General features: G+C 73.1%; 22 protein-coding genes. 8 read left to right on the forward strand and 14 right to left on the reverse strand.

The window, feature by feature from the left end:
• Positions 1-13: 13 nt before the first annotated feature.
• The 5 genes from ACZ6JS_RS28300 to ACZ6JS_RS28320 form a co-directional block, all read right to left on the reverse strand.
• Complete coding sequence (locus ACZ6JS_RS28300) at positions 14-700, reverse strand: response regulator (RefSeq protein WP_469302047.1); 687 nt, start codon at positions 698-700, stop codon at positions 14-16.
• Entirely contained in the window at positions 697-3411 is a 2715-nt protein-coding gene (locus ACZ6JS_RS28305; protein WP_469302048.1) for a DUF4118 domain-containing protein, read from the reverse strand. The genes ACZ6JS_RS28300 and ACZ6JS_RS28305 overlap by 4 nt, the downstream gene beginning before the upstream one ends.
• Positions 3412-3617: 206 nt before the next feature.
• A complete protein-coding gene (locus ACZ6JS_RS28310; protein ID WP_469302050.1) occupies positions 3618-4403 on the reverse strand; it encodes a DUF3710 domain-containing protein in 786 nt (261 codons plus the stop codon).
• Between the two features lies 1 nt (position 4404).
• Positions 4405-4950 (reverse strand): dUTP diphosphatase, encoded by a 546-nt coding sequence (dut, locus tag ACZ6JS_RS28315; RefSeq protein WP_469302051.1) that lies wholly within the window; start codon positions 4948-4950, stop codon positions 4405-4407.
• On the reverse strand, positions 4950-5534 hold the full coding sequence (locus ACZ6JS_RS28320) for a PaaI family thioesterase (protein WP_469302054.1): 585 nt from the start codon (positions 5532-5534) through the stop codon (positions 4950-4952). The genes dut and ACZ6JS_RS28320 overlap by 1 nt, the downstream gene beginning before the upstream one ends.
• A gap of 58 nt (positions 5535-5592) precedes the next feature.
• Between ACZ6JS_RS28320 and ACZ6JS_RS28325 the strand changes: the two genes are divergently transcribed.
• Entirely contained in the window at positions 5593-6048 is a 456-nt protein-coding gene (locus ACZ6JS_RS28325) for a DUF3093 domain-containing protein (RefSeq protein ID WP_469302056.1), read from the forward strand.
• A 216-nt stretch (positions 6049-6264) separates the two neighbouring features.
• On the opposite strand, the gene ACZ6JS_RS28330 is transcribed toward ACZ6JS_RS28325, so the two are convergent.
• The 4 genes from ACZ6JS_RS28330 to ACZ6JS_RS28345 form a co-directional block, all read right to left on the reverse strand.
• On the reverse strand, positions 6265-7188 hold the full coding sequence (locus tag ACZ6JS_RS28330; protein ID WP_469302057.1) for a hypothetical protein: 924 nt from the start codon (positions 7186-7188) through the stop codon (positions 6265-6267).
• A 12-nt stretch (positions 7189-7200) separates the two neighbouring features.
• Positions 7201-7497, reverse strand: a complete 297-nt coding sequence (locus ACZ6JS_RS28335; RefSeq protein ID WP_030036261.1) for a DUF4193 domain-containing protein — start codon at positions 7495-7497, stop codon at positions 7201-7203.
• A gap of 383 nt (positions 7498-7880) precedes the next feature.
• Positions 7881-9125 carry a sensor histidine kinase gene (locus tag ACZ6JS_RS28340; RefSeq protein ID WP_469302058.1) on the reverse strand — a complete coding sequence of 415 codons (1245 nt, stop codon included), beginning with the start codon at positions 9123-9125 and terminating at the stop codon, positions 7881-7883.
• A 4-nt stretch (positions 9126-9129) separates the two neighbouring features.
• A complete protein-coding gene (locus tag ACZ6JS_RS28345; RefSeq protein WP_030008767.1) occupies positions 9130-9783 on the reverse strand; it encodes a response regulator transcription factor in 654 nt (217 codons plus the stop codon).
• Positions 9784-10029: 246 nt separating this feature from the next.
• Here ACZ6JS_RS28345 and ACZ6JS_RS28350 point away from each other — a divergent pair, with 246 nt between their 5' ends.
• A complete protein-coding gene (locus ACZ6JS_RS28350; protein WP_031146582.1) occupies positions 10030-10209 on the forward strand; it encodes a hypothetical protein in 180 nt (59 codons plus the stop codon).
• 86 nt (positions 10210-10295) lie between these two features.
• Here ACZ6JS_RS28350 and ACZ6JS_RS28355 read toward each other — a convergent pair whose 3' ends face one another.
• Positions 10296-11099 (reverse strand): inositol monophosphatase family protein, encoded by an 804-nt coding sequence (locus ACZ6JS_RS28355; protein WP_469302060.1) that lies wholly within the window; start codon positions 11097-11099, stop codon positions 10296-10298.
• Complete coding sequence (locus ACZ6JS_RS28360) at positions 11096-12271, reverse strand: ferrochelatase (protein ID WP_469302062.1); 1176 nt, start codon at positions 12269-12271, stop codon at positions 11096-11098. The genes ACZ6JS_RS28355 and ACZ6JS_RS28360 overlap by 4 nt, the downstream gene beginning before the upstream one ends.
• Before the next feature lie 172 nt (positions 12272-12443).
• Between ACZ6JS_RS28360 and ACZ6JS_RS28365 the strand changes: the two genes are divergently transcribed.
• Positions 12444-13697, forward strand: coding sequence for an MFS transporter (locus tag ACZ6JS_RS28365; RefSeq protein WP_469302063.1), 1254 nt, complete (start codon positions 12444-12446; stop codon positions 13695-13697).
• The gene (locus ACZ6JS_RS28370; RefSeq protein ID WP_469302065.1) at positions 13648-14976 is read left to right on the forward strand and encodes a D-arabinono-1,4-lactone oxidase; all 1329 of its coding nucleotides are present in this window, start codon (positions 13648-13650) and stop codon (positions 14974-14976) included. The genes ACZ6JS_RS28365 and ACZ6JS_RS28370 overlap by 50 nt, the downstream gene beginning before the upstream one ends.
• 9 nt (positions 14977-14985) lie before the next feature.
• Here the strand turns inward: ACZ6JS_RS28370 and ACZ6JS_RS28375 are convergent, their stop codons facing one another.
• Positions 14986-15762: a hypothetical protein gene (locus tag ACZ6JS_RS28375; RefSeq protein WP_469302066.1), complete on the reverse strand. Its 777-nt coding sequence runs from the start codon at positions 15760-15762 to the stop codon at positions 14986-14988.
• A gap of 527 nt (positions 15763-16289) precedes the next feature.
• On the opposite strand from ACZ6JS_RS28375, the gene sepH reads away from it, so the two are divergent.
• Positions 16290-17315, forward strand: coding sequence for a septation protein SepH (sepH, locus tag ACZ6JS_RS28380; protein ID WP_469302068.1), 1026 nt, complete (start codon positions 16290-16292; stop codon positions 17313-17315).
• 75 nt (positions 17316-17390) lie between these two features.
• Here sepH and ACZ6JS_RS28385 read toward each other — a convergent pair whose 3' ends face one another.
• Entirely contained in the window at positions 17391-18236 is an 846-nt protein-coding gene (locus ACZ6JS_RS28385) for a sulfurtransferase (RefSeq protein WP_469302070.1), read from the reverse strand.
• Between the two features lie 176 nt (positions 18237-18412).
• Between ACZ6JS_RS28385 and ACZ6JS_RS28390 the strand changes: the two genes are divergently transcribed.
• Entirely contained in the window at positions 18413-19198 is a 786-nt protein-coding gene (locus ACZ6JS_RS28390; RefSeq protein ID WP_469302072.1) for a VOC family protein, read from the forward strand.
• Positions 19199-19230: 32 nt separating this feature from the next.
• Here the strand turns inward: ACZ6JS_RS28390 and ACZ6JS_RS28395 are convergent, their stop codons facing one another.
• Positions 19231-20493: an MFS transporter gene (locus ACZ6JS_RS28395; RefSeq protein WP_469302074.1), complete on the reverse strand. Its 1263-nt coding sequence runs from the start codon at positions 20491-20493 to the stop codon at positions 19231-19233.
• A 116-nt stretch (positions 20494-20609) separates the two neighbouring features.
• On the opposite strand from ACZ6JS_RS28395, the gene ACZ6JS_RS28400 reads away from it, so the two are divergent.
• Both ACZ6JS_RS28400 and ACZ6JS_RS28405 read left to right on the forward strand, forming a co-directional pair.
• Positions 20610-21644: an ABC transporter substrate-binding protein gene (locus ACZ6JS_RS28400; protein WP_469302075.1), complete on the forward strand. Its 1035-nt coding sequence runs from the start codon at positions 20610-20612 to the stop codon at positions 21642-21644.
• Complete coding sequence (locus tag ACZ6JS_RS28405) at positions 21634-22803, forward strand: FecCD family ABC transporter permease (RefSeq protein ID WP_469302077.1); 1170 nt, start codon at positions 21634-21636, stop codon at positions 22801-22803. The genes ACZ6JS_RS28400 and ACZ6JS_RS28405 overlap by 11 nt, the downstream gene beginning before the upstream one ends.
• Positions 22804-22864: the final 61 nt, after the last annotated feature.

The following is a 22864-nucleotide window of genomic DNA, read 5'->3' on the forward strand; positions in this document are numbered from 1 at the left end:
ACCGGCGCGCCCACTACCTCTCGAAGCGGTATCCCATGCCCGGTTCGGTGATGAAGTGCCGCGGGTGCGAGGGGTTCGCCTCCAGCTTGCGCCGCAACTGGGCCATGTAGACCCGCAGGTAGTTCGTCTCGGTGCCGTACGAGGGCCCCCAGACCTCCTGGAGCAGCTGCTTCTGGCTGACCAGTTTGCCGCCGTTGCGGACCAGCACCTCCAGCAGGTGCCACTCGGTGGGGGTCAGCCGTACGTCGCGCCCCTCGCGGACCGCCTTCTTGGCTGCCAGGTCCACCGTGAAGTTCTCGGTGGCCACGACCACCTCGTCCTCGCCGGCCCCGGGGGAGGGTTCGGCGCGGCGGACTGCGGCCCGCAGCCTGGCCAGCAGCTCGTCCATGCCGAAGGGCTTGGTGACGTAGTCGTCGGCGCCCGCGTCCAGGGCCTCGACCTTCTCGTCGGAGCTGTGCCGGGCGGAGAGGACCAGGATCGGCACACGGGTCCAGCCGCGCAGCCCTTTGATCACCTCCACCCCGTCCATGTCCGGCAGGCCGAGGTCGAGGACGACCACGTCGGGGTGGCGGGCCGCCGCGAGCTCCAGTGCGCTCGCGCCGTCGGCGGCGGCGTCCACCTCGTACTTGCGTGCCTTCAGGTTGATCACGAGGGCTCGGACGATCTGCGGCTCGTCGTCCACCACGAGCACCCGGGTCATTGAGGTCCTGCCTTCTGTCGCGTCCTCCGGTCACGGTCGTGACCGGTTTCGAGTGGGCGGCCCGTACCGGCGCGGTCCGCGCCGGGGGCTTTGGGGGCGTCTCCCCCGCCGTGCCCGGGGGCGTCTCCCCCGCCGTGCCCGGGGGTCTCTCCCCCGTCGCGTCCGCCGCCGTGTCCGGCGTCCACGGTGCCATGCGCCGATTCGGGGCCGCGGGGCACCGCGCGCAGGGTCAGCACCATGGTCAGCCCGCCGCCGGGGGTGTCCTCCGCCGCGAGCGTGCCGTCCATGGACTCGGTGAAGCCGCGGGCGACGGCCAGGCCGAGGCCCACTCCGGCGCCGCGCGGGGCGTCACCGTACCGCTGGAAGGGGGCGAAGATCCGGTCCTTGGCCTCGTCGGGAACTCCCGGCCCGCGGTCGACGACCCGCACCTCGACCCGGTCGTCGAGGCAGCTGGCCGCCACCAGTACCGGTTCGCCGGCCGGGCTGTACTTGACGGCGTTCTCCACGACGTTGGCCACGGCCCGCTCCAGCAGCCCGGGGTCCACCGCCACCATCGGCAGCGACTCGGGGACGTCCAGCAGCACGCTGTCCTCCGGTACGCCGCCCAGCGCCATCGGGACCACCTCGTCGAGGTCGATCTCCCGGATCAGCGGGGTGACGGTCCCGGTCTGCAGCCGCGACATGTCCAGCAGGTTGCCCACGAGGTGGTCGAGGCGGTCGGCGCCGTCCTCGATGCCCTCCAGGAGCACGGCGCGGTCCTCCTCGGACCAGTCCACGTCGTCGGAGCGCAGTGAGGTCACGGAGGCCTTGATGGAGGCGAGCGGCGTCCGCAGGTCGTGGCTGACGGCGGCCAGCAGGGCGGTCCGGATCCGGTTGCCCTCGGACTGCCGGCGGGCCTCCTCGGCCTCACCGACCAGCCGCTGGCGGTCCAGGACCACGGCCGCCTGGGCGGCGAAGGCGCCGAGCACCCGGCGGTCCTCGGCGGGCAGGACCCGCCCGGACAGGGCCAGCGCCATGTGGTCGCCTATGGGCATGTCCACATCGGCGTCCTCGGGCCGGGCGGCCGGGGCGGGGCCGACGCTGCCGGCCGGTTTCCACGGCTCCAGGTCGTCGGCCCGCTCCAGCAGGGCCACCGACTCCATGGCGAAGGTCTCGCGCACCCGCTCCAGCAGCGCGTCCAGCGTGGTCTCCCCCCGCAGCACGCTCCCGGCGAGGAAGGAGAGGATCTCGGACTCGGCGCGCAGCCGGGCGGCCTGGTGGGTGCGGCGGGCCGCCAGGTCCACCACCGAGGCCACCGAGACGGCCACGCCGAAGAAGACGGTGATGGCGACGATGTTCCGGGGGTCGGACACCGTGAACCGGTGCAGCGGCGGCGCGAAGAAGTAGTTCAACAGCAGCGAGCCGAGGGCGGCGGAGGCGAGGGCCGGCCAGAGCCCGCCCAGCAGCGCGGCGGCCACCGTCAGCGCCAGGAAGAGCAGCATGTCGTTGGCGAGCCCGAGGTCGGCGTCGACGTGCGTGAGCAGCAGGCACAGCAGTACCGGGAGGACCGTTCCCACCACCCAGCCGGCCACGATCCGGTTGCGGCCGAGCCGGGCCGCCGAGCGGGCGACGGGCAGGCCGCGCCCCTTGGCGACCTCCTCGTGCGTGACGATGTGGACGTCGAGGTCGGGCCCCGAGTCGCGGGCCACGCTGGCGCCGACACCGGGGCCGAAGACGTACTGCCAGGAGCGGCGGCGGCTCGAGCCGAGCACGATCTGCGTGGCGTTGACCCCGCGCGCGAAGGCGAGCAGGGCGTCGGGGATGTTGTCGCCGATGACGTGGTGAAACGTTCCTCCGACGTCCTCGACCAGCGTCCGCTGGACCGCGAGCTCTTTCGGCGAGGCGGCGGTCAGGCCGTCGCTGCGGGCGATGTAGACGGCGAGGATCTCGCTGCCCGAGCCCTTTGCCGCCATCCGCGAGGCGCGCCGGATGAGGGTGCGCCCCTCGGGCCCGCCGGTGAGCCCGACGACGATCCGCTCCCGCGCCTGCCAGGTCGAGCGGATGCCGTGCTCGCCCCGGTACTGCTGGAGGTACTCGTCCGCCCGGTCGGCCACCCACAGCAGCGCGAGTTCGCGCAGGGCGGTGAGGTTGCCCGGCCGGAAGTAGTTGGAGAGGGCCGCGTCGACCTTCTCGGGCGTGTATATGTTCCCGTGCGCCATGCGCCGGCGGAGCGCCTGCGGGGACATGTCGACCAGCTCGACCTGGTCGGCCCGGCGGACGACCTCGTCGGGCACGGTCTCCCGCTGCCGCACCCCGGTGATCGCCTCGACCACGTCCCCGAGGGACTCCAGGTGCTGGATGTTGACGGTGGACACGACGTCGATGCCGGCCCGCAGCAGCTCCTCCACGTCCTGCCAGCGCTTGGCGTTGCGCGAGCCGGGGACGTTGGTGTGCGCGAGCTCGTCCACGAGCGCCATGGCCGGCCGGCGGGCGAGGAGCGCGTCGACGTCCATCTCGGTGAAGGTGGCGCCGCGGTAGGTCAGGGTCCTGCGTTCCACCTGTTCGAGGCCGTGCAGCATGACCTCCGTGCGCGGCCGCCCGTGGTGCTCGACGAAGCCGACGACGCAGTCCGCGCCCCGCTCGGTCCTGCGGTGCCCCTCGGAGAGCATCGCGTAGGTCTTGCCCACGCCGGGTGCCGCGCCGAGGTAGATCCTGAGCTTGCCGCGTCCCATGGGCTCATTCTCGGGGACGTCCGGGCCGGGCACGCACCGATCCCGGCCCGGTGGCCGATCCCTGACGGATCCCTGATGCCTGCCGCGCAGCGCCCGGCGCGGTGCGCGAAAGCCGGTGGCCCCCACCCCGAAGGGGGGACCCACCGGCCGGAAAACACGACACGCCCCCGGGCCCCCTGTGCGCGGGGGCCGTGGGGGTCTGCGGGTCAGCGGACCTCGGTGATCTCCGGGCCGCGCTCGAGCTGGCCCATGCCGCCGCCGAAGCGGGAGCCCTCCTGCTCCTCCGTCTGCACGCCGTCCGGCACCATCTGGGCGTCGTTCGGCAGCTTCAGGACGATCGGGTCGCGCGGGGCCATCGGGCCGTCGCCGCGGACGACGACGGTGTCCCGGAAGATCTGCTCCAGCACGCCCGCCGACTCGGGGCGCACCGCGCCCTGGCCGGAGATGACGCCCCGCAGGAACCAGCGCGGGCCGTCCACGCCGACGAAGCGGACCAGCTGTGCGCCGGTCTGCCCGTCCGGCAGCGGGACGGGAACCTGCGCACGCAACTCCCAGCCCAGCGACCCCTGGACCTCGTCGATGATGCCGCCCTGCTGCGTGATCCCCGCGGCGATCTCGTCGCGGACCTCGCCCCAGATGCCTTCCTTCTTGGGCGCGGCGAAGGCCTGCAGCTGCACGGCGCTGTCGCCGAGCACCACGGTGGCGGCCACGATGGCGTCCCCGGCGACCTCGACGCGCAGTTCCATGCCGTCGACACCGGGCACGAAGATGCCACCCAGGTCGACCCGGCCGTCGGCCGGGTTCCCGAGCACTTCGGAGACGTCCCAGGGGCCGTCCGGCCGCGGGGCCGGGGGCAGGTTGATCCGGCGCGGCGCGGCAGCGCCGTCCGGCTCGCCCGCGTCGTCCTGCTCAGCGGCGGCGACGCCGTCTACGACCTGCTCGGCCGCGCCGCCGTCCTTGGCGGAGTCGTTCTTCTTGCGACGTCCGAACACGTCACTGTCCTTCCCGGTCGGTTACGACCGAAGCGTAGCCATTCCCACCCTGCTGACCAGCCCCGGATCCGGCCACGGCCGCATGCCCGCCGGTGGAGCCGAAGCCCCCCTCGGCCCGGGCCGAGCCGGGAAGTTCCGCCACCTCGTGGAAGCGCACCTTCTCGACCCGCTGGACAACCAGCTGGGCAATGCGGTCGAAACGCTCGAACCGGACGCTCTCGCGAGGGTCGAGATTGACCACGATCACCTTGATCTCTCCACGGTACCCGGCATCCACCGTCCCCGGGGCATTCACGAGCGCGAGCCCGCAGCGTGCGGCCAGACCCGAACGCGGGTGAACGAAGGCCGCATACCCGTCGGGCAGGGCGATCGAGACTCCGGTGGGCAGCACCGCGCGCTCGCCGGGCTCCAGTACGGCGGCCTCGGTGGTGACCAGATCGCAGCCGGCGTCGCCGGGGTGCCCATACGCCGGAATGGGAACCTCCGGGTCGACGCGGCGAATCAGCACGTCCACGGCATGGCGGGATGCGTTGTCGTTCAGGGACATCAGGGGTTCACCTCGAAGGCGCGTGCGCGCCTGACCTGGTCCGGGTCGGCCATGGCCGCCTGGATCTCCTCGGGTCGTCCGTTGTCGATGAAGTGGTCGACCTTCACTTCGATGAAGAGCGCGTCGGCGCGGACCGCGACCGGGCCCTCCGGGCCGCCTATCCGGCCCACGGCCGTGCAGTAGATCTTCCGGCCGGCGACGGCCGTGACCTCGGCCTCCAGGTACAGCACGGTGTCCACGGGCACCGGCCGCACGAAGTCCGTCTCCAGCCGTCCGGTCACGGCGATCACGCGCAGCAGCCAGTTCAGGGAGCCCAGCGTCTCGTCGAGTGCGGTGGCGAGCACGCCGCCGTGGGCGAGCCCGGGCGCGCCCTGGTGGGCGGGCCTGACGGTGAACTCGGCGGTGATGCGCACGCCCTCGCCGGCCCGGGCCTCCAGGTGGAGTCCGTGCGGCTGGCCCCCGCCGCAGCCGAAACAGTGCTCGTAGTGGGCACCGAGGAGCTCGCCGGGTGCCGGCGCGTCGGGATGCCGGACCGGTGCCGCGGCACCGGCCGGGGGCGTCAACGCTGTGTTTCGTCCACTCACAGCCGCAGACCTTACCCGCGCGGCTACCCGCCGGTCGCCTCGTGGCAGGCTTGAGCACATGCAGCTTTCCACCGCGCACCACGACGAACGCCTGACCGCCCCCCGCTCCTGGTGGGGCATCGCCGTCATGACCGGCCTCGCGGGCGCCCTGATGCTGCTGCCCCTGGGCACCCTGCCGCTGCTGGCGGGCCTCGTCGGCGGCACCGCGCTGGCCGGGCTGGTGGTGAGCTCGTACGGCTCCGCGCGCGTGCGCGTGGTGAACGGCGCGCTGGCCGCGGGCGACGCGCGGATCCCGGTGTCGGCGCTGGGCGAGCCCGAGATCCTGGACGCGGAGGAGGCTCGCGCCTGGCGCACGTACAAGGCGGACACCCGGGCCTTCATGCTGATGCGCAGCTATGTGCCGACGGCGGTCCGCATCGAGGTCACCGACCCCGCCGACCCGACCCCGTACGTCTACGTCTCCACCCGCGAGCCGCAGGCCCTGGTCTCGGCCCTGCGCGCGGCGCGCGGCTAGGGCGCGTCCGGCGAGGGCCCGCGCCGCCGTCGGCCGCCGCAGTGGGACGCGTGCGATGTGCCATGGCGGTGGCCGGGGTGCCCGGCAGGTCGTGTCGCGCCGGTCGACCGCACTGCGCAGCCGTGATCAAACCTGTTCGAACGCAAGGGGGTTGCCGGCCCGCAGGCGCAGGGGCCGGCCCGCGGGCCCGCGGAGCCCGTGCGGACGACCTCAGCCCTACGGAGCCGAGCCCCACCCTTCCAGGGCGGCCCTGGTGGCCTCGGGAAGGGGCTCCAGGGGCCGTTCCAGGGGCGGCAGGGCGCGCAGGGCCTCCCAGGCCACCGCCTGCCTGCGCAGGTCTCCACGGACCTTCTCGGCGAGTTTGCGGGTGTCGCGGCGGTTCATGACCGCTCCGACCGCCGCGCCCACCATGAACGGCATGAGGTTCGGCAGGCTGCGGATCATCCGCTTCAAGATCTGCTGGCGCAGTTCGCGCTTCATCTGCCCGCCGAGCGCGGCGTTCAGCGTGGTGGGTTTGGTGAGGTCGACGCCTCGCTCCTCCGTCCACGCGGTCAGGTAGGCGAACGTGCGCTCCTTGAGGTTTCCGTGCGGCCGCTGGCCGTAGACCTCGTGGAGTTCGGCGATGAGCTTCAGTTCGATCGCCGCGACGCCGGTGATCTCCGCGGCGAGTTCGGCGGGCATCGCGGGCGGCACGGGCAGCATGGCGGCCGCGCCGATACCGGCGCCGACGGTCGCCGAGGCCGCGGCGGCGCCCGCGATCAGCTTGTCGGCGAGTTGGTCGGGGCCGAGGCCGGGGAACTGCGCGCGCAGCGTCGCGAGGTCCCGGACCGGAACGCGCGGTGCGTTCTCGATGATCCTGTCGGTGACGTAGAGGGCGGCGCCGCGCACGCCTTCGCCGCCCCTGCGCACACCGTTCTTGACGGCTTGCAGCCGACGGCTCCCGGCACCGCGCCGGGCTCCCTCGCCGGGCTCCGCCGCCGACGCCGCCGGGGCGGTGCCGGAGGGAACGGCGAGTGCCGCACTGGCGGAGCCGCCGGGGGCTTCGGGACCCGTCTCCGGGTCCGTGGTCGCCACCTGCGTCTCCGCCGGATCACCCTGCTTTCGGAAGGGGCGCCTCCGAAAGGGTGTCGAGCCAGCCACGGCCTACGCCTCTCAGTCGCAGTCGCGACAGATCGGCTGACCGTTCTTCTCACGTGCCAGCTGGCTGCGGTGGTGCACCAGGAAGCAGCTCATGCAGGTGAACTCGTCGGCCTGCTTGGGCAGGACTCGAACGGCCAGCTCCTCGTTGGAAAGGTCCGCGCCGGGAAGCTCCAGGCTCTCGGCCGAGTCGAATTCGTCCATGTCGACGGACGAGGACGACTTCTCGTTGCGTCGAGCCTTCAGCTCTTCGATGCTGTCGTTGTCGACGTCGTCGTCGGTCTTGCGCGGGGTGTCGTAGTCCGTTGCCATTGTTCGCTCTCCCCCTCTGGGTGTTAGCGGTGTCTCAGCGCACGTAACGCACGAGAGGCCGGACTTGTGCCCGACCTGAGGCGGAGATTTTGCCTCACATCAAGGTCTGTTACTCAATCGACACCCAGCCGCCCGCCTGGAGGGGCGATCGGCTGGGATGACGACCGGGACCGTACACGGTCCGGGCGCCGTCTTGCACAAACGCCACCCCGTGTATTTCCCGCCATTCGGGGGGCCGGAAACCCGGACTTCCCGGGCGTTCCGGCCGCCCTGAAGTCACCGAACGCACAGGGCCCGCCACCGCCGACTGTGATCGATCACACAGGGGCGAATGGATTCAGAGGCCAAGTATTCAGCCAAAAGCGAACACGGGGTGGGGGGTCTCACAAAGGCAGAGTGACACGCATCACGAGGCCACCGCCCTCCCGGGGCATCGCCTGGATCCTGCCGCCGTGTGCGCGCGCCACGGAACGCGCGATCGACAGACCCAGTCCGACACCCTTGTCACTGCCCGTGCGCTCCGTACGCAGCCGCCTGAACGGCTCGAAGAGGTTGTCCACCTCGTACGCGGGAACCACGGGACCCGTGTTCGACACCAGAAGCACCGCCTGGCCGTGCTGGGCCTCGGTGGTGACCTCCACCCAGCCGTCCTCCGCCACGTTGTACCGGACGGCGTTCTGCACCAGGTTGAGGGCGATCCGCTCCAGCAGGACGCCGTTACCCTGCACGACGGCCGGCTCGCGCTCGCCGCGGATCTCCACGCCCTTGGCCTCGGCCTCGCCCCGCACCTGGTCGACGGCGCGCGAGGCGACCTCCGCCAGGTCCACGGGCTTGCGCTCGACCCTCTGGTTCTCGCTGCGGGCCAGCAGCAGCAGCCCCTCGACCAGCTGCTCGCTGCGCTCGTTGGTGGCGAGCAGGGTCTTCCCGAGCTGCTGGAGCTCCACCGGGGCACCCGGATCGGACAGGTGCACCTCCAGCAGGGTCCGGTTGATCGCCAGCGGCGTCCGCAGCTCGTGCGAGGCGTTGGCGACGAACCGCTGCTGGGCCGTGAAGGCCCGCTCCAGCCGGTCGAGCATCTCGTCGAAGGTGTCGGCGAGCTCCTTGAGCTCGTCGTCCGGCCCGTCCAGCTCGATCCGCCGCGTCAGGTCGGAGCCGACCACCCGCCGGGCGGTACGGGTGATCTTGCCCAGCGGCGAGAGCACCCGGCCGGCCATCGCGTAGCCGAAGGCGAAGGCGATGATGCTCAGCCCCAGCAGGGCCATCAGCGAGCGGCTCAGCAGGTCGTCCAGGGCGTGCCTGCGCTGTTCGAGGGCGCACTTGCTGATCGCCGCGTTGAACTGGTCGTACGACTGGCCGATACCCACACCGGGACAGGCGGTGCTGGCGACCTGGACGTTCTGCCCGCCGACGATCTGGAACGTCATGGCGTTGCCCTGCCGCAGTGCCTGCGCCGCCAGCAGGTAGATGATCGACAGCAGCAGGATGCCCGCAATCAGGAACATCCCGCCGTAGAGCAGCGTGAGGCGTATCCGGATGGTCGGCCTCAGCCACGGGAAGGGACCCTCGGGCTGACCGGGGTCCCAGGTCGGTTTCGGGGGCGCCGTCGGTGGCGCCGGAGTGGTCGCCACGTGGTCAGATCCGGTATCCGGAGCCGGGCACCGTCACGATGACGGGCGGCTCTCCCAGCTTGCGGCGCAGGGTCATCACCGTCACGCGCACCACGTTGGTGAACGGGTCGGTGTTCTCGTCCCAGGCCTTCTCCAGCAGCTGCTCGGCGGAGACCACGGTCCCCTCGCTGCGCATGAGGACCTCCAGCACCGCGAACTCCTTCGGGGCCAGCTGCACCTCCTTGCCCTCGCGGAACACCTCGCGCCGGTTCGGGTCGAGCTTGATCCCGGCCCGCTCCAGTACGGGCGGCAGCGCGACGGTGGTGCGCCGGCCGAGCGCCCGCACGCGGGCGGTCAGCTCGGTGAAGGCGAAGGGCTTGGGCAAGTAGTCGTCCGCCCCCAGCTCAAGGCCCTCCACGCGGTCGCTCACGTCACCGGAGGCGGTCAGCATCAGCACGCGGGTCGGCATGCCGAGCTCGACGATCTTCCGGCACACGTCGTCACCGTGCACGAGGGGGAGGTCCCGGTCGAGCACGACCACGTCGTAGTCGTTCACACCGACCCGCTCCAGGGCGGCGGCGCCGTCGTACACGACGTCCACGGCCATGGCCTCCCGGCGCAGGCCGGTGGCCACCGCATCGGCGAGCAGCTGCTCGTCCTCGACGACGAGTACGCGCACGTCGTTTCCTTCCTCCGAGCCCAGAAGGGCACACGTGTATTGCGTCGTACATCCTGCCCGTTTCAGCCGTAAACCGGCTGTAAGACGGGTCATGGAGGGGCCCGCGGGGCGGAAGTGAGGATTCCTTCGCCTCGAGAGGTTTCTGCGCCCAGGGTGCCGGGGAGGACGTGAGAACACCCCATCCACTCCCTGACGGCGGTATTGCCACGTGCCGCCGCCGACCCACGAAGAGGGGGCGAACCCATCATGGACGCATTCACCGCGGGTCTCCTGCAGCGCATCAGGGCCACGCAGTCGGACCTCAGGCACGCCCGCGAGACGGGCGACGACTTCCTCGCGGAAGTGGAACAGGCGGAGCTGGAAGACCTCCAGCGCTTGGCCGCCGAGCACGGCGTTCCGGTCACGGCCGCCGTGCCCGCCTGCTGACCGGCGGCCGAGCGCCGACTCGAGGACGACGTGGACCCCGGCCGCCCGAAGGGGCGGCCGGGGTCCACGTGCGTCCACCGCCGCGCTCAGTCGTGCCAGGCCCCGGCCTCTTCCAGCAGCGGCTGGAGCGAGGCGAACACGGCCGGGGTTGCGGCCAGCGCCAGCTCGCCCGAGGCCGGCTCCCCGGGGCGGCCGCCGGTCACGGCCCCCGCCTCGCGGGCGATCAGGTCACCGGCGGCCAGGTCCCAGGGGTTCAGGCCGCGCTCGTAGTAGCCGTCCAGGCGCCCCGCGGCCACGTCGCACAGGTCCAGGGCCGCCGAGCCGCCCCGCCGGATGTCCCGCACCAGCGGGATGATCCGCTGCGCCACGTCGGCCTGGTGCGCCCGCCGGGTCTGGACGTAGGCGAAGCCGGTCCCGACGAGCGCCTGGTCCAGCGGGGCCGCCGGACGGCAGGCGAGGCGTGTCGTACCCAGCCAGGCGCCTGCGCCGAGCACCGCGTGGTAGACCTCGCCGCGCATCGGTGCGGCCACGACGCCCACCACGGTCTCGCCCCCGTACTCGGCGGCGATGGACACGCCCCAGCTCGGGAGCCCGTAGAGGTAGTTCACGGTGCCGTCCAGCGGATCGACGACCCACCGCACCCCGCTCGTCCCGGGGGTGTCCGCTCCCTCCTCGCCCAGCAGCCCGTCCTCGGGCCGCCGCTCGGCGAGGATGCCGGTGATCAGCTTCTCGGCCGCGATGTCCATCTCGGTCACCACGTCGATCGGGCTGGTCTTCGTGGCCGCCACCGCCAGATCGGCCGGCCGGCCGTCCCGCAGCAGGGCGCCGGCCTGCCGGGCGGCCTCCATGCCGACGTCCAGCAGTTCGGCCTTCAGCTCTTCGGGGATCACGCTTGCGCTCCTCGTTCCCGCTCGTACGGGCTGTCCGCGCCCGCGGCGGCCGGCCGCGGGGCCCGCGCCGGGCAGCAGCCCACCGCGCACCGGTCGTGGCTCTGTCCCAGCATGCCCACCCAGCACTCCTCGGCCGGCTCGCCGCGCTCCTTGGCGGCCCGCTCCAGGACGAGCTCCCGCACGGCCTCGGCGAAGCGCGGGTCGGCGCCGACGGTCGCGGAGCGCGCGACGGGCAGGCCCAGCTCGGCGGCCTTGGCGGTGGCCTCGGTGTCCAGGTCGTACAGGACTTCCATGTGGTCGGAGACGAAGCCGATGGGGACCATGACCACGGCGGGGGCGCCCTCGGCGTGCAGGGCCTCCAGGTGGTCGCAGATGTCCGGCTCCAGCCACGGGATGTGCGGGGCGCCGCTGCGGGACTGGTAGACGAGCTGCCAGGGGCGGGCGACGCCGGTCCGCACCGCGACCTCGTCGGCGATCACCCGGGCGACGTCGAGGTGCTGCTTGACGTACGCGCCTCCCTCACCGCCCCCGGTGTGGTCCTCGACGGGGCCGGAGGTGTCGGCGGCGGCCGTCGGGATGGAGTGCGTGGTGAAGGCGAGGTGCGCTCCGGCGCGCACCTCCTCGGGCAGGGCCTCGAGCGAGGCCACCACGCCGTCGATCATGGGCTCCACGAAGCCGGGGTGGTTGAAGTAGTGCCGCAGCTTGTCGACGTGCGGCGGCTCCACACCGTCCCGCTCCAGTGCGGCCAGGGCGTCGGCGAGGTTCTCGCGGTATTGCCGGCAGCCCGAGTAGGAGGCGTACGCGCTGGTGGCGAGGACCGCGATCCGGCGGCGCCCGTCGGCGGCCATCTCGCGCATCACGTCGTCCAGGTACGGGGCCCAGTTCCGGTTGCCCCAGTAGACGGGCAGGTCCAGCCCGTGTCCGGCGAAGTCCTTGCGGAGCGCGTCGAGCAGCTCGCGGTTCTGCCGGTTGATCGGGCTGACCCCGCCGAAGCCGAAGTAGTGCTGCCCCACCTCCTTGAGCCGCTCGCGCGGGATGCCGCGACCGCGCGTGACGTTCTCCAGGAACGGCACGACGTCGTCGGGTCCTTCGGGGCCTCCGAAGGAAAGCAGCAGGAGTGCGTCGTACGGGGCGGCGGAGTCGGCGCCGGGAGCACGGAACTGGTCTGACATGCCTCGAATCCTGCCACTCGGCGCCCCCGCCCGGTAACGGACCCGGCGCCGTCCCACACACCGGACGACAGGTAAGGTCACCCTAAGTTCCTGTCCGGCGCTTTCCCCGTGCGTGTGCTTCGCCGGCAGACGTAATCTGTGTGAGCCGATCCAGTCCCTTACGGAGGGCACCGTGCCCAGTCCCTACCGCGCGATATTCGCGACCCCCGGCACCAAGGGGTTCACAGCCGCCGGCCTGATAGGCCGGATGCCGCTGTCCATGGTGGGCATCGGTGTCCTCACGATGATCACCGAGCTGGGCGGCAGCTACGCCCTGGCGGGCGGGATCACGGCCACGATCGCCCTGTCCGCCGCGGCTGTGGGCCCCCAGGTCTCCCGGCTGGTCGACCAGCACGGACAGCGCCGGGTGCTCCGCCCCGCGACCCTGATCGCGGCCGCTTCGGTGACCTGCCTGCTGATCGCGGCCGCCCGGGGCTGGCCGAGCTGGACGCTCTTCGTCTTCGCCGTCGTCGCCGGGTGCGTGCCCAGCGTCGGTTCGATGGTCCGGGCCCGCTGGACGGCCCTCTTCCGCGACACCCCCCAGCTGCACACGGCCTACTCGTTCGAGTCGATCGTCGACGAGCTCTGCTTCATCATCGGTCCGCCGCTCGCCGCGACGCTCTCGGCCGGCTGGTTCCCCGAGGCCGGCCCGGTGGTCGCCGTCGTCTTCCTGGTGACGGGTGTCTGGTGGCTGACGGCCCTGACCGCGACCGAGCCGAAGCCGCATCCGCGCCACGAGCATTCGGACCTCTCGTCCGCGCTGCGCTCCCCCGGCCTGCAGGTACTCGTGGCGACCTTCGTCGCGACCGGCGCGATCTTCGGCTCCGTGGACGTGGCCACCCTCGCCTTCGCTGAGGAGCACGGCAGCAAGTCCCTCGGCGGCGTCCTCCTCGCGGTGTGGGCCTTCGGCTCCTGCCTGGCGGGGATCGTGTTCGGCCTGCTGCACTTCAAGGGCAAGGCCGAACCTCGCTGGATCGTGGGCATCAGTGCGATGGCCGTGAGTATGATCCCCCTCCTACTGGCCGGGAACCTTCCGTTTCTGGCCGTGGCGCTCTTCGTCTCGGGCCTCGCCATCGCTCCCACGATGATCACCACGATGGCCCTGATCGAGGCGCACGTACCACACGCGAAGCTGACCGAGGGCATGACCTGGATCAGCACCGGCCTCGCGGTCGGTATCGCGCTCGGGTCCTCCGTGACCGGCTGGGTCGTCGACGCGGCCGGCGCGCGGACCGGGTACGTCGTCTCCATCTCGGCGGGGGCGGCCGCGGCGGCGGTGGCGTTCGCGGGATACCGCCGGCTGACGAGGCCGGCGCAAGGGGAGGAGCCAGCAACCGATGGGGACGGCGACAGCACGGAACGGCAGCACGGCGACCGCGTGGCGTAACTGGGCGGGCAACGTCACGGCCACGCCCACCCGCGTGGTGACCCCGGCCTCGGTCGGGGAGCTCCAGGAGGCGGTCCGCCGGGCCGCCGAGGACGGGCTGCGGGTGAAGGCGGTCGGCACCGGCCACTCCTTCACCGCGGCCGCCGCGACCGACGGGGTTCTCGTCCGCCCGCAGGCCCTGGCGGGGATCCGGTCGGTCGACCGCGCCGCGGGCACCGTCACGGTGGCGGCGGGCACGGCCCTCAGGGATCTGAACCGGGCCCTGGCGGCCGAGGGCCTCTCGCTCACCAACATGGGCGACATCATGGAGCAGACGGTCTCCGGCGCCACCAGCACCGGCACCCACGGCACCGGCCGCGACTCGGCCTCCATCGCCGCCCAGATCCGCGCCCTGGAACTGGTCACCGCCGACGGCGGTCTGCTGACCTGTTCCGAGAAGGAGAATCCGGAGGTCTTCGCGGCGGCCCGGGTCGGCATCGGCGCCCTCGGCATCGTCACCGCGATCACCTTCGCCGTGGAGCCGCTCTTCTTCCTGACCGCCCGTGAGGAGCCCATGGGCTTCGAGCGGGTGACCGCCGAGTTCGAGGAGCACTACGCGGAGAACGAGCACTTCGAGTTCTACTGGTTCCCGCACACCGGCAACTGCAACACCAAGCGCAACAACCGCAGCCAGGGACCCGCCGCCCCGCCCGGACCGGTGAGCGCCTGGGTCGAGGACGAACTGCTCTCCAACGGCCTCTTCCAGGCCGTCAACACGCTGGGCCGCGCCGTCCCGGCCACCATCCCGTCCATAGCCCGCGTGGCCAGCCGCGCCCTGTCGGCGCGTACCTACACGGACATCCCGTACAAGGTGTTCACCAGCCCGCGCCGGGTGCGGTTCGTGGAGATGGAGTACGCCCTCCCGCGCGAGGCCGTGGTCGAGGCGCTGCGCGAGCTGCGGGCGATGGTCGACCGCTCCCGGCTGCGGATCAGCTTCCCGGTGGAGGTGCGGACGGCTCCGGCGGACGACATCGCGCTGTCCACGGCCTCCGGGCGCGACACCGCCTACATCGCCGTGCACATGTACAAGGGCACCCCCTACCAGGCCTACTTCACCGCGGCCGAGCACATCTTCACCGCGCACGGCGGCCGCCCGCACTGGGGCAAGGTGCACACGCGGGACGCGGAGTACTTCTCCCGGATCTACCCGCGCTTCGGCGAGTTCACCGCGCTGCGGGACCGCCTCGACCCCGACCGGGTCTTCGGCAACGACTACCTGCGGCGCGCCCTGGGGGCTTAGACCCCCGGGTCAGGAGGAGCTCGGCCCTGCGGACGGTGCGGCGCCGCCGCCCGGTGTCGGGGCCGGGTCCGGCGCCGGGGGCGTGGGTGTCGGCGCCGGCCCGTGCGTCGGCTCCGAGGGGCCGGGCGCCGGCTCCCCGGAGCGCGACGGGCCCGGGTCCGCGCCCGGGCTGCGGCCGCCGTCCGGACGGGAGGGGACCGGGGAGCCGCCCGGGCCGGGGTCGCGGGCGCCGCCGCGTCGCTCCTTCCCCCCGTCGGCCGGAGCCCGTTCGGACGGGGCGGGCCGCTTCTCGCCCGCCGTGCGGGTTCCGCCGGAGAAGAGCGTGCCGCCGCCGCTGCTGACGGAGGTGCCCGCCATCGCCTCGTAGGCGCCGAGACCTCCGACGGCGATGGCGAAGGCCGCGCCGGAGGCCACCGCGGTGCGCTTCCACCCCCGCATCCGGGTGCCGTGCACGGTCGGCTCGCCGAACTCCTGCGCCGCTGCGGTGACCGCGGCCTCGGCCGCCCGTTCCCCGCGGGACGGCGGCACCTGACGGGCCCTCGGCCGGGCGCTCTCGCGCAGCTGGTCGCCGGTACGCCGGAAGAGGTGCTGGATGACCGGTCCGCCGGCGGTGGCGACGACGCTGACCACGCCCGCGCCGAGGATGGTCCCGTAGACGCCCATCTTCGAGGCGAGCAGGGCGGCCGCGACGGTGGCGAGGGAGGATCCGGCGACCTGTGCCACGCTCAGGTCGAGCTTCTTCTCCTCCCGTTCGGCCCCGACGTCACGCGTCGTCTTCTGACCCATCGCCATCCCCTGTGTGCCCGACCTCTCGTGCTTCTCCTCTTTCAGCAGGTACTGACAGCCGAGCGAAGGGGATAGTTCCGTTTCGGGTGATTCTGTGAAGCATGACACCCGGGTTCGACAGCCGGACGCAGGTGGGACCCGACAGCGGGCACGCCGACTCCCGCCGTCCGAGGAAACTTCGGCGGCGCGGCGGTCCACCCAGGTGGCCCGAATGGAGTACTGTGGCGAGCCCTGGGTCTGTCCTTCCTTTCGGATGTCCGGATCCGGGAGAGGGGGCCGGCTGACGGAATGCGGCACTCGAAGACCGGTGATGCCGCGGCATTGCACGGATCCTGCTGCGCACAGTAACCACTCAGTCACTGTGCGTACCCAACAGGTAACCGTGCCATAACGGCGATCAAGGGCGCATGCCCGACACGCCGGTTTAACTCGGCAAGGTTGTGGCAGGCTGCACCCGGGCAGGCCACACTCGACTAGCGGAAGCAGCGACGCACGTGACGTCGGCAGGCACCACCCGGGAGGTCCCCATGCCCGAACTGCGTGTCGTGGCCGTCTCCAATGACGGCACACGACTGGTGCTCAAGGCTGCGGACAGTACGGAGTACACGCTTCCGATCGATGAGCGGCTTCGGGCTGCCGTACGCAACGACCGTGCGCGCCTGAACCAGATCGAGATCGAGGTCGAGAGCCACCTCCGCCCCCGCGACATCCAGGCCCGCATACGAGCCGGTGCCTCCGCGGAGGAGGTCGCCCAGCTCGCCGGCATCCCCGTCGACCGCGTCCGCCGCTTCGAGGGCCCCGTGCTCGCCGAGCGTGCCTTCATGGCCGAGCGCGCCCGCAAGACCCCGGTGCGCCGCCCCGGCGAGAACACCGGGCCGCAGCTCGGCGAGGCCGTGCAGGAACGCCTGACCCTGCGCGGGGCCGAGAAGGACTCCGTCCAGTGGGACTCGTGGCGCCGCGACGACGGCACCTGGGAGGTCCTCCTGGTGTACCGGGTCGCAAGCGAGCCGCACTCGGCGAGCTGGACCTACGACCCGCCGCGCCGGCTGGTCGTGGCCGTGGACGACGAGGCCCGCTCGCTCATCGGCGAGTCCGAGGACCTGCCGGCGGCGCCGGAGCCGAGCTTCCCCTTCGTGCCGAGGATCGCGCGCCTGCCGCGCGACCGGCCGCTGGACCGCGCCCTGGACCGGCAGCTGGAGCGGGCCGAACCCCGGCCGGCTCCCGTACCGGAGCCGGAGGAGGAGCGGGACACGCTGACCAGCCTGCTGGAGGCGGTGCCGAGCTTCCGCGGCGACATGGTCGTCCCGGAGCGCACCGAGCCCACGGACACCGAACCGGAGGCGGAGGAGCCGCCGGCGCCCGCCGCGTCGGCGGGTGCGGGCGCCGCGTACGCCGATGTCCTGATGCCCCGCACGGTGGCGGGCCACCGTGACCGGCTGACGGGCACCACCGACCGGCAGGCCGAGGCCGACGGGGTCCGCCCCGGGCGCCGTGCGGCGGTGCCGAGCTGGGACGAGATCGTCTTCGGCACCCGCCGCAAGAAGCAGGAGTAGCTCCCGCCGACACCCGATGGCGGCGGGCCTGGCGTCCCGGTGGGGCCGGCGAGCGCGCCGGCCCCGCCGCTGCGGCTACTGGGGTTCCGGACCCGTGGCCACCGGGCGGGCCGGGTCCGCGCACCAGTGCGACCAGCTGCCCGCGTAGAGGTCGGACTCGATACCGGCCACTTCCAGGGCGAGCACCTCATGGGCTGCCGAGACCCCCGAGCCGCAGTACACGCCCACCGGAGTCCCCTCCGACGCGCCGAGCGCCTCGAACCGGGCCCGCAGCGCCTCCGGCGACAGGAAGCGGCCGTCGGGGCCGACGTTCTCGGTGGTCGGGGCCGACAGCGCGCCGGGGATGTGGCCGCCCACCGGGTCGATCGGCTCGACCTCACCGCGGTACCTCTCCCCCGCCCGGGCGTCCAGGAGGACGCCCTCGCGCGCCCGCCGCGCCGCCGCGTCCGCGTCGAGCAGCCCGAGCGCCCCAGGGGTTGGCTTGAAATCACCCTCAGCCGGAATCACCCGTTCGGCCGTGAGCACGCCTCCCGCGGCCGTCCACGCCGCCAGGCCGCCGTCCAGGACTCGCACGTTCGGGTGACCCGTCCAGCGCAACAGCCACCACGCGCGGGCCGCCGCCCAGCCCTGCCCGCCGTCGTACACGACGACGGGGGCGTGCGCCGGGACCCCGGCCCTGCGCATCGCCGCGCCGAAGGCCTCCGGGTCAGGCAGCGGGTGGCGTCCGCCCGACCCGGCCGGACCTGCCAGTTCGCTGTCGAGGTCGACGTAGGCGGCGCCCGGCAGGTGCCCGGCCTCGTAAGCGGGCCGCTGGTCGGGGCCGCCCAGCTGCCACCGGACGTCCAGCAGGACCGGCGGCGTGGCGCCCGCCAGTTCGTTCCGCAGTTCGGCGGCGGAGAGGATCGCAGTTTTCGCAGTCATGGCGGTCATCTTCCTCCCCGCCCGGCACCCGTGTAACAGGGCCGTCATCGGCGGTGCACCCTGATCCGGTCAACTCCGCTCCGGGCCACCGGAATGCGGCGCGGTCGGGACGCGCCGCGTCCGCCGGAGTGGAACCATCAGGCACCGGTGACGGCACGACGGAGGAGACGGCTGACATGACCGAGGCAGCGGAAGCGACCCGGCGCACCCCCGGCACGCCGTGCTGGGTGAGTCTCATGGTGCACGGTCTCGGGAGCACCGAGGACTTCTACGCCGACCTGTTCGGCTGGGAGTACGTCCCCGGGCCCGAACAGCTCGGGCCGTACGTCCGTGCCGTGCTGGACGGCCAGGAGGTGGCGGGGATCGGCGAGATGCCGCCGGACGGCCACCTTCCGATGGCGTGGACGACGTACCTGGCCACGGACGACGCGGACGCGACCGCCGAGTCGGTCCGGGCGTGCGGCGGGACGGTCGCGGTGGGGCCGCTGGACGCCGGCGTCGCGGGGCGGGTGGCGATCTGCTCGGATCCGCTGGGAGCGGTCTTCGGGCTGTGGCAGGCGCAGGCCCGCCGGGGCGCCCGGCCGCACGGCGGTCCGGGCACCCCGGTCTGGCACGAGCTGATCACCCAGGACACCTCGGCGGTCGGCAAGTTCTACGAGCACGTATTCGGCCACGAGGCGCAGACCGACGTCACCGCCTCGGACGACTTCGACCACGTCACCCTGAACCTGGCGGGGCGGCCCGTCGCCGCCGTGCACGGCGTGGGCCGTTCGCTGCCGCACGACCGGGGGCCGCACTGGCTGGCCTACTTCGAGGTGGAGGACACCGACGCGGCGGCGAGGCGGGTCGAGGAGCTCGGCGGACGCGTCGTCGAGCCGCCCCGGGAGGGCATGCGCGGGCGGCAGGCCACGGTCGCGGACCCGGAGGGGGCGGTGTTCGCGCTCGTACGCTCACGGCCCTGAGGGCCGCCGCGGCCGGACTCGGCCGGCGGGATTCAGCCGGCGGGCCGCGCCGGCGGCCGCCCGAAGTGCCGGGCCGTGGGCACCAGCGCGGCCGCCGCCGGGACGAGGAAGCAGGCGGCGGCGCACACGCCGAGGACGGGGGCGGCCCCGAAGGCCTGGACGGCCGGGGCGATGAGCGCCAGGCCCGCCGGGGCCAGGCCGTAGGACACGAGGAAGTCCAGTGAGGAGACCCGGGCGAGCTTGTCCGGGGCGACCTCGCGCTGGGTGGAGGTGAACCAGGGCACGTTGAACAGCTCGATCCCGATGCCGGCGACCGCGTAGGCGCCGACGACCACGGCCGGGTGCACCGGGAACACCAGGCTCAGCGGCGCGAAGCCGTAGGCGGCCAGGCCCGCGAAGGCGGCCCAGCCCTGGGAGCGCGGCCGGAAGCGGGCGGTGATCAGGGCCCCGCCGAGCGCGCCCACGGTGTAGGCGGTCATGGCGGCGGCCAGCACCCACTCGGTGTCGTAGCGGTCGCGGCTGATCAGAGGCAGGGCGACGCTGGTGGCGGAGTAGCCGAGCGCGATCACGGCGGTCAGCGCCCCCAGTCCGGCGAGGAACCAGGGGTGGCGGCGCGCCTCGCGTATGCCGTCGACGAACTCGGCGCGCAGGGAGGCGCGCTGCGGCCGGGGCGAGCCGGACGCGGCGGCCGCGGCACCCCGGCCCGGCAGGAGGGCGGCGACCAGCCAGAGCAGGCCGATTCCGAGCAGCAGGGTCGCGACGTTCGTGAAGGCGGCGAGCAACGCCGTCAGGGCGGGCCCGGCCAGCGTGGAGGCGCGTACCGCCAGGGTCGTCGCGGCGTTGGCCTGCTGCCTGCGATCGGCGTCGACGACCTCGGCCGTGAGCGCCTGGAAGGCGGGGCGGCAGGCTCCCTGGCCGGCGCCGGCGAGGGCGGCGGCCGCCGTCATCAGCAGAAGGGAGCGGCCGAGTCCTACGGCGAGGAGGGGTGCGGCGGCCGCGGCCGCGAGGGCGGACCAGAGGACGACGGCCCGGCGGGAATGGCGGTCGGCCAGCACCCCGCCGACGGCCACGGCGGCGAGGAAGCCGGCGGTGCGCGCCGCGAGGACGAGCCCGAGGCCGGCCGCGCCCAGTTCCCGCTGCAGGACCGCGAGGCCCAGGACGAACGGCAGGGCCCAGGTAGCGAGGCCGGAGGCGGTGGTGCCGGCCCACAGGCGCAGGAAGGCGGCGTCGCGCAGGACAGAACGCGTCTGCGGTGGACGGTTCCTGGGCTCCGTGGGGGCAGGTGTGGTCGCCACGATGTGGTGCTCCTCATTCCATTAATGAAAACGATAACCATTACAGTACTGTGTGAACGCGGCACTTCTGCCCGGTGCACGACCACACCCACATCCACGCCCCAGACGGAGAACCCATGCGCCACCGCGCCCGAACCGGCCTCGCCCTGACCCTCGTTCTCGCATCCGCGGCCGTCGCCGCAGGCTGCTCGACCACCGACCGCAGCAAGGACCGCAACGCGCAGGGCGCTCCCGCCACCACGACGGCCGTCACCAGCTGCGGCAGCCGACTCGCCTTCGACGGACCTCCGAAGCGCACGGTCGCCCTGGACCAGACCTCGACCGAGACCCTGCTGGAACTGGGCCTCCAGGACCGGATGGCCGGGACCGCCAACCTCAAGACGAAGATCCCCGCGCAGTACCAGGAGGCGTATGCGAAGGTCCCGGTGATCGCCCCCAAGATCGCCACGGCTGAGCAACTGCGTTCCGCCACGCCCGACTTCGTGGTGGCCGGCTCCACCGACCTCTACACCAAGGACCGGGCGGGCACCCGGGAGGAACTGGGCGCGCTGGGGGTCCCCGCCTTCGTCAGCGCCGTGGACTGCCCCCAGCAGAACGAGGCCGGGAAGTCCCCCTTCGAACTGCTCTTCTCCGACTACGAAGCGCTCGGCAAGGTCTTCGGCGCCGAGGAACGGGCCGCCGCACTCGCCCGGGAACAGCGCGCCGCCGTCGCCAAGGCCGGCGAGAACGCCGCCGGGACGGCCCGGGACGGCAAGCAGCCCACCGTCGTCTACCTCTACTCCGTCTTCAACCGCATGCCGTACGTCGCGGGCCGGACCGGGCTGCCCAGCGAGATGAGCCGGATCGTGGGCGCGAAGAACGCCTTCGACGACGTCGAGGAGGACTGGCCGGAGGTGTCCTGGGAGGAAGTCGCCCGGCGCAACCCGGACTTCATCGTGATCGGCGACCTCTCCGAACGCGGCCGCCCCGGTGACAGCGCTGCCGAGAAGCGCAAGGCGATGGCCGAGGACCCGGTGGTCTCCCGACTGGCGGCGGTGCGCGAGAACAGGATCGTCGAGGTGCCCGGCATCGAGCTGGACCCCTCCGTGCGCTCCGTGCACGCGCTGGGCCTGCTGGCGGCCGGGATGAAGGACCTCGGGTATGTCCGCTGACGTGGGCGGGCGGGCGGGACCGGCGGTGGGCGCGGCGGACCCGGAGCCGGCCCCGGAGCCGGGTCCGTCCGTCGACCTGCTGCACCCCTCGGCCCGCACGCCGATGCCCGCCGCCTCCGCGCCGGCGCTGCCTCCGTCCTCCCGGTACGGCGGACCCGGGCGTACGGGCCTCCTCCTCGCCATGGCGCTCGTCCTGGCCGCTTCGGTGGCGGCCGCCACCGGTGTCGGCACCGCCGAGGTGGGGTGGACCGACCTGGCCCGGGTGCTCGGGGGGCGGCTCGGGCTGGACACCGAACCGCTGCCGCCGCTGCTGGACTCGCTCGTCTGGGACCTGCGGCTGCCGCGGGTCCTGATGGCCGCCCTGGTCGGCGCCGCGCTCGCGGTCTGCGGCACGGTCCTCCAAGCCGTCACGCGCAACGCGCTCGCCGACCCGTACCTGCTCGGGGTCTCCTCGGGCGCCGGGGCGGGCGCGGTCGCCGTGGTCGTCCTCGGCGTGGGCGCAGGCACCCTCGGGATCACCGGCGGCGCGCTCGCCGGAGCGCTGCTCGCCTTCGCCGGCCTGCTGCTCCTACTGCGCCGCACGGGACTGGACTCGGTCCGCATCGTGCTGACCGGCGTGGTCGTCGGCCAGCTGTTCACCGCTCTGACCTCGCTCGCCCTGATGGCCTCGGCCGACGCCGACACAACGCGCGCCGTCACCCACTGGCTGCTGGGCTCGATGGCCCCGGCCCGCTGGGACGCGGTGGCTGTCTGCGCGGTCGTCACACCCCTCGGGCTGGCCGCGGCCTGGCTGTGCGCGAACGCCCTCGACGGACTCGCCTTCGGCGCGGACACCGCCGCCTCCCTGGGGATCGGCGTACGGCGCACCCGGATGCTGCTGCTCGTGGTGACGGCCGTGCTGACGTCGGTCGCGGTGGCCACCGTCGGTGCCATCGGCTTCGTCGGGCTGATCGTCCCGCACGGGGTGCGCTTCCTGGCCGGGCCGCTGCACCGGGTGCTGCTGCCCCACGCGGCGCTCGCGGGCGCGGTGTTCCTGGTGTGGACCGACGCCCTGGCGCGGGTGGCCTTCGCACCCCGGGAGGTACCCGTCGGCGTGATCACCGCGCTGTTCGGGGTCCCGCTCTTCCTGCTCGTCCTGCGCAGGAGGGGGGAGCTGTGAGGATCACCGCCGAAGGGCTGGGCTGGTCGGCGTCGGGCACGCCCGTCGTCCGCGGGGTCGG

Source organism: Streptomyces sp. NPDC046349, from assembly GCF_055587885.1.

What these genes read in the sequence shown, in the direction of transcription:
- ACZ6JS_RS28300 (WP_469302047.1), bottom strand. Translation starts at nt 700, where the DNA reads ATGACCCGGGTGCTCGTGGTGGACGACGAGCCGCAGATCGTCCGAGCC.
- ACZ6JS_RS28305 (WP_469302048.1), bottom strand. Translation starts at nt 3,411, where the DNA reads ATGGGACGCGGCAAGCTCAGGATCTACCTCGGCGCGGCACCCGGCGTG.
- dut (WP_469302051.1), bottom strand. Translation starts at nt 4,950, where the DNA reads ATGTCCCTGAACGACAACGCATCCCGCCATGCCGTGGACGTGCTGATT.
- ACZ6JS_RS28325 (WP_469302056.1), top strand. Translation starts at nt 5,593, where the DNA reads ATGCAGCTTTCCACCGCGCACCACGACGAACGCCTGACCGCCCCCCGC.
- ACZ6JS_RS28335 (WP_030036261.1), bottom strand. Translation starts at nt 7,497, where the DNA reads ATGGCAACGGACTACGACACCCCGCGCAAGACCGACGACGACGTCGAC.
- ACZ6JS_RS28350 (WP_031146582.1), top strand. Translation starts at nt 10,030, where the DNA reads ATGGACGCATTCACCGCGGGTCTCCTGCAGCGCATCAGGGCCACGCAG.
- ACZ6JS_RS28360 (WP_469302062.1), bottom strand. Translation starts at nt 12,271, where the DNA reads ATGTCAGACCAGTTCCGTGCTCCCGGCGCCGACTCCGCCGCCCCGTAC.
- ACZ6JS_RS28370 (WP_469302065.1), top strand. Translation starts at nt 13,648, where the DNA reads ATGGGGACGGCGACAGCACGGAACGGCAGCACGGCGACCGCGTGGCGT.
- ACZ6JS_RS28375 (WP_469302066.1), bottom strand. Translation starts at nt 15,762, where the DNA reads ATGGGTCAGAAGACGACGCGTGACGTCGGGGCCGAACGGGAGGAGAAG.
- sepH (WP_469302068.1), top strand. Translation starts at nt 16,290, where the DNA reads ATGCCCGAACTGCGTGTCGTGGCCGTCTCCAATGACGGCACACGACTG.
- ACZ6JS_RS28385 (WP_469302070.1), bottom strand. Translation starts at nt 18,236, where the DNA reads ATGACTGCGAAAACTGCGATCCTCTCCGCCGCCGAACTGCGGAACGAA.
- ACZ6JS_RS28390 (WP_469302072.1), top strand. Translation starts at nt 18,413, where the DNA reads ATGACCGAGGCAGCGGAAGCGACCCGGCGCACCCCCGGCACGCCGTGC.
- ACZ6JS_RS28400 (WP_469302075.1), top strand. Translation starts at nt 20,610, where the DNA reads ATGCGCCACCGCGCCCGAACCGGCCTCGCCCTGACCCTCGTTCTCGCA.
- ACZ6JS_RS28405 (WP_469302077.1), top strand. Translation starts at nt 21,634, where the DNA reads ATGTCCGCTGACGTGGGCGGGCGGGCGGGACCGGCGGTGGGCGCGGCG.